The organism is Micromonospora sp. C51 (assembly GCF_018070435.1).
Classification (GTDB): Bacteria; Actinomycetota; Actinomycetes; order Mycobacteriales; family Micromonosporaceae; genus Micromonospora; species Micromonospora sediminimaris.
On the sequence record NZ_JAGPXQ010000059.1, the window covers coordinates 20,828 to 31,782 of the forward strand.

Genomic DNA, 10,955 nt, shown 5'->3' on the forward strand with positions numbered 1-10,955 from the left:
AACCCGACGTCGAGGTCGGCCCTGTCGTTGACCTTGCTGCTACCAGGGGACGACGGTGTAGTTCTTGAGTAGGACGCCGTGTAGTGGTGTGCCGGTTTCGCCGCTGATGATGGGGTGGTAGATGCGGGCTGCGGCGTCGGTGACGTCCAGTGGTGGTTGCCAGCCGGTGGCGGCGCGGTGGGTTTTGATGGTGGTGGGGTTTTCGTCGGTGATCCAGCCGGTGTCGACGGCGCTCATGTGGACGTGGTGTTGGGCGAGGTCGGTGGCGCCGACGCGGGTGAGCATGTTGAGGGCGGCTTTGCTGATGCTGGTGTGGGGGTGTCGGGTGGGGCCGGTGCTGTTTTCGGAGAACCAGCCTTCGCGGCCGGTCACGTTGACCACGTATCGGTGGTTGTGGCCGGGTGCGGTGAGGGCGGGGCGGAGTCGGTCGAGTAGGAGGAACGGTGCGATGACGTTGACGAGTTGCACTTCCAGGAGTTCGACGGGGTCGATCTGGCCGATGGTGGCGGTCCAGGAGTTCGTGGTGCCGGGGACGACCAGGGCGCCGGTGGCGTCGATGATGGAGGTCAGCTCGCGGCGGGGTGTTTCCGGGAGGGCGGCGAGGCGGGCGCTCCAGTCGGGTGGTGCGGCGCCGGGTCGGAATCCGGTGGCGGATTCGATGGCGACTCTGGTGGGGGCGGCGTGTAGTTCTGCGGCGATGAGGGGCTGGTAGGCCCATTCCGGTCGGCGTACGGTCTGGGCGGCGTTGTTGATGAGGATGTCGAGTCGGGGTGCGTCGTCGGTCAGTCGTTGGGCGACGTCGAGGACTTGGCGGGGGTCGCGGAGGTCTGCGCCGATGATGCGCAGTGACGGGAGCCAGTCGGTGGCGTCGGGTTGGTGGGCGTAGCGGCGGGCGGCGTCGGTGGGGAATCGGGTCACGACGGTGACGGTGGCGCCGTCGCGGAGGAGTTTCAGCGCGGTCTGGAAGCCGATTTTGACCCGGCCGCCGGTGACCACGGCGCGGCGGCCGGTCAGGTCGGTGCGGGCGTGCCGGTGCTGGCGGTGCAGGTCCGCGCAGGTGGGGCAGAGCGCGTGGTAGAAGGCGTCGACGGTGCGGAACCGGTCGCGGCAGGCGTAACAGCGGCGCTCCCGCCGGGTGCGTCCGACCCCGGCCGTGTGGGGCAGGTCGGTGAGTTCTTTGACCGGTACGCCTTCGGTGCGGTCGGCGGCGGCGGTGGCGGCGTCGGCGACGACGGCCCGGTCAGCGGCGGCGGTCTTGCGCCGTCGATCTGCGCGCCGTTGGCGCTGCGCGTCCTTGAGCAGCCCGTCCACGGCGCGTTGGACTCGTTGCCGGACCGGGTCGTCGACGGGCAATGCGCGGATCTCGCCGAGCACCCGCAGGGCCTGCTCGACCTCGGCGCTGTCCATCATTCCTCCCAACCCGTCGGCGTGGTCGGACCGGATTCGAACCGGTGTCCTCCGCCTTGAGAGGGCGGCGCGTCGACCTCTGCGCTACCGACCACGCGAGGGGGGTGGGGCCCGACCGGACTCGAACCGGCATCCTCCGCCATGTAATAGCGACGCGACTACCTCTGCGCTACGGGCCCCACCACGACGCATCGTAGCGACGCCGATCACCATGCCGCCAACCGTTTACGCCTGCATGGTGTTGACCTCGACCGGCGCTGCCCGTGCGTCGACGTGCCGCCATATCGTGACCGAGGACCGCCCTGCGGCGTCCGAGAGCTCGAGGACGGCGAGGGTGATTAGGACCACGGTAGGCGACGGGGGTACCCGTCGGTGACGGCGCGGATCTCGGCGACGGCGTCGCGCCAGTGCATCGACTGGCGTTCGGTGCCGAAGTGGAGGTGTTCGGCGCAGAACCAGTAGGCGTTTTCCGGGTGGCCGACCCAGCCGACGGCTCTGCGCGCTTCGAGTCCTGCTCTCTCATGGTCGTTGACGGCGAAGTTCACCACGGTGAATTGGGCAGCGCTGTCGGTTGATCCACAGACGAGGCACAGCGGTGGCTTCATGAAAGCAAGTGTCGCAGCTTCGATCCGCATCTCTGCACCAGGTTTCCGAGGGAGGGGCGCTCCGCTGGTGTAGGTCCGCACCAGCGTTGTCGCCGGCGGTTGCCCTGATCAGGGACGGCGTGATCGGTTTTCGCGGTCACGTCGCTGGGTTCTTCTGAAGATTGCGTCGCTTACCGCGTCTTCCGGCCGGGACAGCATCGATCGGCGACGAAGTGGCTGCCGCGGAGCGTGTTGAAGCCGCTGCTGGACGCGGGATACCGGCTGTAGGCCCGTCTCCGTGCCCAGCTTGCTGCCGTAGACCTGCCGCACCATGCGGCGATGGTGGCGAAGCCCTGGCGGGCCGCCGGGGATTGCCGAATCGGACCAGGTTCCGGCGGACGGCTTCGGGGGTGAGTGCGAGTTCGGCGGCGATGTCGCTGGCGGAGCGCTGCCGTACTTCGCTCTACTCGCGCAGCGAACCAGCAGTGCCAGCGCTGAATGGTCGGGTCGGCGTAGGCAGCCACGGCAGCGCGGCGATCAGGCGGCTGCCAGGAGCGAAGCAGCAGATCGTTCGCGTGGATCTCAGGCTGCGCCGGCGCCGCCATAGGGCTTCCCTTCGGCGGCCGGCGGACGGCACATGGCTCGGCCGTTGCTGCTCTGGACGACATCACCACCGAGAGGGCCTGTGCCGCATTCCCGGGTGGGCCTATTCGCCGGGCCATGCCCTCAGCGTGGTCCGATGGATGGGTTTGGCGGGATGTGGCCGTAGCCGCACGTGGGCGAGTTCGCCCTTGCGGATGGCGTTGATCAGGCGTTTTTCGGCTTGGTCGCGCCAGTGTGAGGCGAGTTGGCCGTGGATGCCGCGGCGGGCGGCGGCGACCTGGACGGTGACGCCTTCAAGTCGGGTTTCGGCGATGATGTTCGCGTCGTCGGCGTCGATCACGCCGATGGCAACGGCCCGTGCGAGGACGAAGTCGGGGTGGTCCCACGGCTGTAGTGGTGTGCGGGGACCGGCAGGTTCGCTGTCGAGTGGATCGGTGGTGACGTCGGCGTAGCGAATCTTGAGTCCGGCACGTTCGGCGGCGTCGAGCATGCGCCCGAGAACGCGGCGCTGGTCGGCGTCGACGCGTTCCAGGAGTTGTTCCCAGAAGGTCTTGAGCATCTCCGCGTCGATGTCCTCGACGTCGCGGTGGAAACCGCGGGTGATGTTACCGGCCCGCTTGCGTAGGCCAGGTAGGGCGATGCCGATCGCGCCGATGCCCCAGCCGGCGCCGTCACGGCGGGCCCGTACGACCAACTCCCGCCACACCGTGTCGCGGACCTGCGGTGCGGTGTCGCGGTTCAGCAGAAATGCCTTCAGTTCGTCGAGGGCCATGAGTCGCTGCGGGCAGCCGGGGATGCCGCGGCCGTCGAAGGCGATCGGCACGGGCCGCCGGACGAGGAGATCGAAAGCGCGTTGGTGGGCGTCGAGCGGCGACAGGCGGCTGGAGGTGGACGGCATGAACCTCTCCCGAGGGCTCCGAAGCGCCGTACCGACTGGCACGGCCACGCTCATCCACTCACACCCACCCAACAGCACTCGGTGTTCGCCGATGGATGGTGAGTGGTGGGTGTATCGGGTACGGGCGTGTTGGGTGCAGGTCGGGTCCCTGACCGCTCGACGGTCCGGCGCAGCTCACGAACGGCCGGAGTTCACGCGCGTGGCCAACGCCGGCTGTTGGTGCAGCTCAAGGCCCTGTTGGCCGCTGTTGGCCAGGTTCTTGTCCAACAGCGGCAGCGGCTGGGTTTCTTGCTGTCTCGCCGGGTGTACACGGTCGACGCGACAGAGCGCACCGCCCGGAGCTCGGGTCTGCCAGCGGGCGGTGTCGCCAGAAGAGTCGACCCTGCCGATCGGCTGACTGCCTAAGGCGGGGCGGGGCATCGCCTGTTGGGCGGGCTGTCTCATGCCGTTGGGTGGCGCCAGGCCGCCGTTGGGCTGAACCAGCCCGGACTCTGGGCAAGACATTGGGTCGAGCGGCCCGACCCACCTGGCGGCCTGTTGGCCAACGGTCCTGCCGGCCCGCGTCGCTGTTGGGTGCTGTTGGCCGGGAGAGCCGGGCAGCCCCCCGCACATCGGGGCCTGGTTGCCCTATTGGGAGTCGTGAGCACGGGCCAGCCGGTGGAAGCCACCCGCCGATGACCGAACCCTTCGCAACACCCGCACACCCCGGCGAGTCGCCTCAGCCGCGACGCGGCGAACAAGCGAGTCGCGACACACCCCCGCCCGATGGGGTCGCGTACCGCGACTTCCTCCGGGTGGACCTCACCGCCGGTCCGCCGGTGCCGATCTCGATCTGGCGTGCTGTCGGCACGGACGGCGACAACGAAGAAACGATTCACCAGCGGTTGGCGCGTCGCATCGTTGTGACCTACAGCCGCCGCGACGGGACTGTGGTCGACTTCGACGGCGACCCCGGCCTGCGGGAAGCCGCTGCGGCGACCGGCCGCCTGTACCTGCCGGTGACTCAGCCCGCCGACCTCGCCGACATCGACGCCGTCCAGGTGGACCTGGTCGTGCTGCGGTGGCCTCGACCACACCTGGCGGTCGAGGCTGGGGCGGATCTGTTCCGCGCGTTCCGGCTGGTGGTCACCCCGGACGGCTTCGCCGTGCTCATCGTCGACCCGACCCAGGACGGCGGCAGCTACCCCGAACAGGCTCGCCGGTTGATCCCCGAAGCCCGCTCCGGCGGCATGCGCTACCTGCAACGCATCATCGTGATCACCGTCCCCACCGCTGTCACCAGCGGCGACACCGCGCCCGAGGACGACACCACCTCCGGGGATACGGAGACCGGACGTCCTGTGCGCGTCGATGTCCTCGTGTTCGTGGTGGCGGGTGGCCGCCGTGGCTGACTGGCAGGTCAGCGCGTCGTTGATGTCGGTGCCGCAGCGGTCTGTGTGGCTGCTCGGGCAACGCCCGGTCGCCGTCCAACGGCGCGGGAAGTACGTCCCCGGCTCGGCCGCGCATCCGCAACGGATGTGGCCCGACCTGGCCACCGCCGCGATCATCCGATACAGCCAGCCTGGAGACCTGGTCCTCGACCCCCTGGCCGGTGTCGGCACCACGCTGATCGAAGCGGTGGCGGCGGGTCGCGACACGATCGGGGTCGAGTACGAGCCGGACTGGGTGCGGCTGGCCCAAGCGAACCTGCACCGCGCGAACCAGGCCGGCGGCACCGGGCAGGGCATGGTCCTGGCCGGCGACGCGACCGCCCTGTCGGACGTGCTGCCGTCGGCGCTGCGGGGACGTGTCGCGCTGGTGGTGACCTCACCGCCGCACGGACGCCCCCTGCAAGGCCGTGTCGCGCACCGCACCCGCCGTGTCGACCTCTCCGCCGGCATGACCGCCGTACTCACCGGCTGTCTGCCGCTGCTGCGACCGGACGCCACCGTCGTGGTCACCCTCCGCCCCCACCCCAATTACCCGGCAGTTGAAGCGCCGGACGCGATCCCCGCCGCCGGCAGCGCATCAGGTCTGACGCTCATCGAGCACACCATCGGCGTGCTCACCGGCGCCCACGACGGCCGGCTCGTCCCCACGTCGCCAGTCCGCCCGCCCGCAACGACCACCCCGCGGTGGGACGGCTTTTCCCTCCACCTGAGCGCCTACGAGGACATCTACGTCTTTCGGCACCAGCCGACCGCAGACCTTGCATCCGACCAGCACGGAGTGCGCCCATGATTGCCAGCCCGCACCGCCGTCTGGCCCGTCCTCGCGTGCACCCGATCAGCTACCGGCGGGCCAGAGACTTCATCGCCACCCACCACCGACACCTCACCGCACCGCAGGGCCACACGTTCTCCCTCGGCCTGACCAACCATGCCGGCATGCTCCTCGGGGTCGCGGTGGTCGGCCGACCGCTCGCCCGTCACCTCGACGACGGACTTACCGCCGAGATCACCGGCCTGGCCACTGACGGATCCCGCAACGCCTGCTCCGTCCTGCTGGCCGCCGCCTGGCGCGTCGCCCGACACATGGGCTACCAGCGGATGATCACCTACACCCGCGCCGACGAACCCGGCACCAGCCTCCGCGCCGCCGGCTGGACCACCACAGCCGACCTGCCCGCCACCCCCGGCTGGGACCGGCCAACCCAACCCCGAACGTCGCACGGCGCCGACCGCATCGCCCGCACCCGCTGGCAGGTCACCATCCCCGACTTGGCCCACGAACCCCGAAGGGTGCGCCGGCCACGAAGGCGGAGGGAAACCGGATGACTAGCCCCACACCGGCCCGTTCGACCGGACCCCGTGGCATCCGTCCGACCCGAGGGCCATCGAAGGTGGTGGCCGCAGGTGGACTGAACGGGGCGTCGCTGGACCGCAGGATCGCTCACGATGGCGGCCTCAATCGGAGGGGGAGGCGCGGTGCACCGCGCAGGTTGTCGTCCACTCTGAGCTGCGCTCGGCGCTGCCACGTCGCGCCGGGTCTTCCCGGGCTCGAGGGTCGAGGGGCGTCGCCGTCATGAAGATGGATCTTGCAAAGCTGGCCGCGAATCTCTCGCCGGCATGGTCAGCGTTCCTCACGGACTGGGACCGATCGCTGAGGTCCGGGAACTACCCGGCGACAACTCGGTACAACTACCTGCTGGCCGCAGCCCAAATGGGCCGATATCTAACCGCCCACACCTCCCAACCCGACGGCAGCAAGGCGGCCGATACGCCAACGGCGGTGAACCGACGCCACGTTGAGGAGTTTCAGGCGTGGATGCTGCAGACCCGCTCGGCGTCGACCGCCCTCAACAAGCACAAGGCTCTACAGCAGTTCTTCAAGTGGTTGACGCTGGATGAGGAGGAGATCGACCAGTCGCCGATGCTGCGGGTCCGGCAACCGAAGACGCCAGTCAGGCTGATCCCGATCATGCGCGACGAGGACACCAAGAAGCTCCTGGACAACTGCAAAGGTAAGGACTTCGTGCAGGTCCGCGACGAGGCGATCATCCGGATGCTGGCCAACACCGGAGCTCGCCTGTCCGAGGTAGCGAATCTCCAGCTCAGCGACATCGACCTGTCGCTCGACACCGTGCACTACCACGGCAAGGGCGCCAAGGATCGAAGAGTCCGCCTGGGACCCAAGACCGCCCGAGCGATCAGCCGCTACCTACGCGCCCGCAGCAGCCACCGCGCCGTCGGCCTGCCCGACCTGTGGATCGCCGTACGCGGCGCACGGCCCTTGGCCGCCAACGGCATCAAACTCATGCTCAAACGCCGCGGCCAACGTGCCGGAGTCAAGGGTGTGCACGCTCACCGGTGGCGGCATACCTACGCGCACGAGTGGAAGCTGGCCGGGGGAGACACCGGCGACCTGATGCTGCTACTCGGCTGGACCTCCGACGACATGCCCCGCCACTACGGGGCCAGCGCCGCCGCCGAGCGGGCTCAGCACGTGCAGGCACGGATGGGGATCGGTGAACGTGTCTGACCGCGATGACGTCCGGCAGTCCGGAGCCGGGGAAGGGCGGCGGCCGGCTGGCCTGACGCCAGAGCAACGTCGCCGTCGAGCAACCATCGCCGCGCACGTCTCCTGGGCCAACACCGCCGACCGCGCTGCCCGCACTGCGGCCGGCACCAGAGCCTTCCTTGACCGGTTCGAACGGCAGGTTGACCCTGACGGCACTCTTCCCGTTGAGGTCCGTAACACCATGGCGCAGCACGCGCGGAAGGCGTACATGCTGAAGCTGACTGAGCGATCAGCAGCAGCAAGGAAGCGCCGAGGTCAGGGGAGTGCTCGGACGAGCTGATTGCATTGCCGCAGAGCCGGCCGGCGAAGATCCCCGAGCGGCGTAACCACGGTTGCGGTGCGGCCGAGAGGCGATGTCGGATAGGAGATTGCGGCCTTCTGTCGGAGGCTGCGGCCGATCCACAGTTATTGATGTGGAAGATTTCGCGCTGCGGTTGGCACCAGGCTCGGTCGTCGTCTTCGAAGGACTCGACCGTGCCGGCAAGAGCACCCAGTTGGCCATGCTGACCCAGGTTGTCGAGCCGTCCTCTGTCGACCTGATTCACATGCCATCTGGCACGACACCGTTCACGCGGGGCGTCTACTCGCTGCTTGAGCAGGACGGACCCGTATCAGGGTTCGCTCGGCAGTTGGCACACCTGGCCTGCCACGCCGAGAACCACCGTGCGCTCGTCGCCGCGACCGAGGCCAGAGCGCTGGTGTTGGATCGCTGGTGGTGGTCGACCATGGCGTACGGCTGGTACGGCGGACCGGTGCGGCAATCCGGCCTGCCGGAGGCGGACTTTCGCCGACTGATCCAAGCCGTGTGGGCCCCGATCACCGCAGCTGTCGTCTTCGTGTTCCTAGAGCCTCACGAGGACGACAACAACAACAACTCCGATGCCGTCGCTTCCGGCTATCGGGCCTTGATGCGTCAGCACCCCGGCGTCGCGGTTGCTGTCCCTGATCTCACTGTGCAACAGGTGCACAGCTTCATCGCCGACGAGCTGGTCGCGCGCGGACTGGCCGTGCGCCGCTAAAGGCCGTGTGAGTGCTGTGGGCAACTACTTGATCCTGATTCTGAAGCGCAAGGGCGCGCCGGCAGCGAGTCGCTCCTATCCGGGCATAGCCTCAGTAACACGCCGCAAGGCGTCCCAAAGGACGCCGGGCTTGACGTCGTAGTGCAGCGCGGATCGAGGCCCGCTGTCCCGGGGCCGGGCTGTGAGCGTTCCGGCCGACTGCAGACGCAGCATCACCGGGCGCACGATGCTGTCGCCCAGGCCGGCGTGCCGGGCGACCATACGGGTGGTGACCCCCTGGTTGTCCATCTGGGTCAGCTCCACGATCGCGCGGATGACGTCCGCAGCGGCACGGTTACCGAAGATCGCAGCTGAAAGCGACCGCCGGTCATCCGCTGCTTCGATCTGCATACGAGTATGGTGCAACACGTAACGCGTATCGCGTCACGAGAGGCGGCAAGATGACTACCGCGACGGCGTCGGCCCGGCCTCGGCACGAGGAACCGCTCCGCTGTACTCCCGGAAGGGAACAGGTCGGCGACGGCGAACCGCCGCCGCAGGTGACCATCGCGGGCCGGCGGCTGTCCCCAACAGTGGTGTTTGACACCTACTGGAGATTTGCGGCCACGAGGCAGGCGATCTACGAGGCGCGCATCGCTGGCCGGCCAGGGCCGTGGACGAACGATCCGATCTTGAGCCAGCACCGTTTCACGAACTGTTACCGGGCCGCTGACCGGGTAAGCCAGTACCTGATTTCCCGCGTGTCCTACGCCGGCGAGCAGGACATCGATGAGGTTTTCTTTCGGACACTGCTGTTCAAGACCTTCAACAAGATCTCGACATGGGAGCTGCTCACTGCAGCGGTCGGCACGCCTACCTGGAAGACCTACACCTTCGACGGGTACAACACTGTGCTCACCGAGGCGTTCGCCCGCAAACAGCGCTTGTACTCAGCCGCCTACGTGGTGCCGCCGCCGTCGCTGGGCGAAGTGCGCAAACACGGCAACCATCTGCGTCTGATCGAGATGCTGATGAGCACGGGAGCGCCCCATCGGGTGCGGGACGCCGGCTCCATGCGAGCCGCTTTCAACCTCCTGCGTGGTTACCCGGCTATCGGCGATTTCCTGGCCTACCAGTATCTGATCGACCTGAACTACTCAGCGTCCTACGGCTACGGCGAGATGGAGTTCGTCGTGCCCGGACCAGGAGCACGCGACGGCATCCGCAAATGCTTCGGGTCCGCGGCGATCGGTATCGAAGCCGACATCATCCACTACATGGCGGACCACCAGGACGAACACTTTCAGCGGCTGGGACTGCGGTTCCGCGGGCTGCACGGGCGGCCGCTGCAGCTCATCGACTGCCAAAACCTGTTCTGCGAAGTCGACAAATATGCGCGCGTCGCGCACCCGGACGTCGCCGGCGTCAGCGGCCGAACCCGGATCAAGCAGCGCTTCCAGGCCGTCGCTGACGCGATCCCGGCCTGGTTTCCGCCTAAGTGGGGCATCAACGGCCCCGCCCGGCTTGAACCCTGACCATGGTGGCCGGGTCCGGCGGTGAAGGTGGGCGGCGCTATGCCGCCAACATCGGCGTGGTCTCGGTCAGTAGCGGTCGCAACAGCCTGATGGCATAGCCATCGAGCTGGGCGTAGCCGGCGGTAACAGTCAGCGTGCCCGGTTCCAGGTCACTCTGCCGCGCCACATAGGCGAGCAGGTTCCCCAGGCCGAGGTAGTTGCCGTACGCCTTTTCCACCATGTAGTGGCTGCGGTACAGGGCGGCGAGGTGAAGCCGGCGGGTACGGTTGTCGAGCTGGAAGGAACAGTGGCTCAGGCACGGAAACTGCATGATGCCGTTGTCTCGTCCAGGTACCCGAATGGGCGCGGAGGCGGTCCAGGACTTGCCGTCCGTGGACGGGTCGGCAAGGTTGGCTTCGTAGCAGGCCGACTTGGGGTTGATCTTACCCTGCAGGCGCAGCTGGCGGATGATGCCACCGATCTGGTCCACGCCGCCGTCCTTGCCGGGGTAGTCGATTAGCCGGTGGAAGTAGGTCCCCAGCCGGTTGCTGCTGTGCATCCGCTTCAGCGCCGGATAGAGATTCCTGTACCGGCTGACGAGATCCTCGTGCGTAGCCGTGTTGGCCGCGAGGGCAGCCGGGAAGATGGTGTTAGCGACGGTGCGCACCGGCTGCATGCCCTTGACCGCGAGGATCCGGTCGAGCTCGGCCCGGACCACCGGATCGTCACGCTGCGGATCGAGGATGCGCACGACCGTGTGGAAGGCGCGGTGTGTGGGGACGTCGAGCAGCGCTCGGCAGGTCCGGACCCACGCAGTGGAGACGTCTAGTGCCGTGACCACGAACGTTCGCGGTGTTGGATGACACGCCGTTCGGCTTGTCGGCCGGGCGGCGTCGCGGCGGTCAGGCTGTGGCGGTGGCAGATCCCGTACGCGTGCGGCGGCTGAGTGATC

Annotated in this window: 11 protein-coding genes and 2 tRNA genes; 6 read left to right on the top strand and 7 right to left on the bottom strand. The window is 68.2% G+C overall.

Annotated features, from left to right (window positions below; all coding sequences use genetic code 11):
* Positions 1–39: 39 nt before the first annotated feature.
* From KBX50_RS30450 to KBX50_RS30470, 5 genes are all read right to left on the bottom strand, one after another.
* The gene (locus KBX50_RS30450; RefSeq protein WP_282101713.1) at positions 40–1,407 is read right to left on the bottom strand and encodes an SDR family NAD(P)-dependent oxidoreductase; all 1,368 of its coding nucleotides are present in this window, start codon (positions 1,405–1,407) and stop codon (positions 40–42) included.
* 21 nt (positions 1,408–1,428) lie between these two features.
* A tRNA-Glu gene (locus KBX50_RS30455) sits at positions 1,429–1,501 on the bottom strand.
* Between the two features lie 12 nt (positions 1,502–1,513).
* Positions 1,514–1,586, bottom strand: a tRNA-Val gene (locus KBX50_RS30460).
* Positions 1,587–1,745: 159 nt separating this feature from the next.
* Positions 1,746–2,012 (bottom strand): hypothetical protein, encoded by a 267-nt coding sequence (locus tag KBX50_RS30465; protein WP_210941313.1) that lies wholly within the window; start codon positions 2,010–2,012, stop codon positions 1,746–1,748.
* 685 nt (positions 2,013–2,697) lie between these two features.
* Positions 2,698–3,492, bottom strand: coding sequence for a hypothetical protein (locus KBX50_RS30470; protein WP_210941314.1), 795 nt, complete (start codon positions 3,490–3,492; stop codon positions 2,698–2,700).
* 674 nt (positions 3,493–4,166) lie between these two features.
* Here KBX50_RS30470 and KBX50_RS30475 point away from each other — a divergent pair.
* From KBX50_RS30475 to KBX50_RS30495, 5 genes are all read left to right on the top strand, one after another.
* A complete protein-coding gene (locus KBX50_RS30475; protein WP_210941315.1) occupies positions 4,167–4,883 on the top strand; it encodes a hypothetical protein in 717 nt (238 codons plus the stop codon).
* Positions 4,876–5,712 (top strand): TRM11 family methyltransferase, encoded by an 837-nt coding sequence (locus KBX50_RS30480; protein ID WP_210941316.1) that lies wholly within the window; start codon positions 4,876–4,878, stop codon positions 5,710–5,712. The genes KBX50_RS30475 and KBX50_RS30480 overlap by 8 nt, the downstream gene beginning before the upstream one ends.
* Positions 5,709–6,248, top strand: coding sequence for an XF1762 family protein (locus KBX50_RS30485; RefSeq protein WP_210941317.1), 540 nt, complete (start codon positions 5,709–5,711; stop codon positions 6,246–6,248). The genes KBX50_RS30480 and KBX50_RS30485 overlap by 4 nt, the downstream gene beginning before the upstream one ends.
* Positions 6,249–6,501: 253 nt before the next feature.
* Positions 6,502–7,452, top strand: a complete 951-nt coding sequence (locus tag KBX50_RS30490; RefSeq protein WP_247674723.1) for a tyrosine-type recombinase/integrase — start codon at positions 6,502–6,504, stop codon at positions 7,450–7,452.
* Between the two features lie 392 nt (positions 7,453–7,844).
* Positions 7,845–8,510, top strand: coding sequence for a hypothetical protein (locus tag KBX50_RS30495; protein ID WP_210941319.1), 666 nt, complete (start codon positions 7,845–7,847; stop codon positions 8,508–8,510).
* Between the two features lie 75 nt (positions 8,511–8,585).
* Here KBX50_RS30495 and KBX50_RS30500 read toward each other — a convergent pair whose 3' ends face one another.
* Entirely contained in the window at positions 8,586–8,900 is a 315-nt protein-coding gene (locus KBX50_RS30500; RefSeq protein ID WP_204000618.1) for a hypothetical protein, read from the bottom strand.
* A 50-nt stretch (positions 8,901–8,950) separates the two neighbouring features.
* Between KBX50_RS30500 and KBX50_RS30505 the strand changes: the two genes are divergently transcribed.
* Positions 8,951–10,024 (top strand): nucleotide kinase domain-containing protein, encoded by a 1,074-nt coding sequence (locus KBX50_RS30505; protein ID WP_239095958.1) that lies wholly within the window; start codon positions 8,951–8,953, stop codon positions 10,022–10,024.
* Between the two features lie 37 nt (positions 10,025–10,061).
* Here the strand turns inward: KBX50_RS30505 and KBX50_RS30510 are convergent.
* A partial coding sequence (locus tag KBX50_RS30510; protein WP_210941320.1) for a hypothetical protein occupies positions 10,062–10,955 on the bottom strand: 894 nt, incomplete at its 5' end.

Excerpts from the sequence above, each read along its gene's own strand:
- KBX50_RS30450 (WP_282101713.1), bottom strand. The coding sequence starts at position 1,407 with ATGGACAGCGCCGAGGTCGAGCAGGCCCTGCGGGTGCTCGGCGAGATC.
- KBX50_RS30465 (WP_210941313.1), bottom strand. The coding sequence starts at position 2,012 with ATGAAGCCACCGCTGTGCCTCGTCTGTGGATCAACCGACAGCGCTGCC.
- KBX50_RS30490 (WP_247674723.1), top strand. The coding sequence starts at position 6,502 with ATGGATCTTGCAAAGCTGGCCGCGAATCTCTCGCCGGCATGGTCAGCG.
- KBX50_RS30470 (WP_210941314.1), bottom strand. The coding sequence starts at position 3,492 with ATGCCGTCCACCTCCAGCCGCCTGTCGCCGCTCGACGCCCACCAACGC.
- KBX50_RS30495 (WP_210941319.1), top strand. The coding sequence starts at position 7,845 with ATGTCGGATAGGAGATTGCGGCCTTCTGTCGGAGGCTGCGGCCGATCC.
- KBX50_RS30500 (WP_204000618.1), bottom strand. The coding sequence starts at position 8,900 with ATGCAGATCGAAGCAGCGGATGACCGGCGGTCGCTTTCAGCTGCGATC.
- KBX50_RS30475 (WP_210941315.1), top strand. The coding sequence starts at position 4,167 with ATGACCGAACCCTTCGCAACACCCGCACACCCCGGCGAGTCGCCTCAG.
- KBX50_RS30505 (WP_239095958.1), top strand. The coding sequence starts at position 8,951 with ATGACTACCGCGACGGCGTCGGCCCGGCCTCGGCACGAGGAACCGCTC.
- KBX50_RS30485 (WP_210941317.1), top strand. The coding sequence starts at position 5,709 with ATGATTGCCAGCCCGCACCGCCGTCTGGCCCGTCCTCGCGTGCACCCG.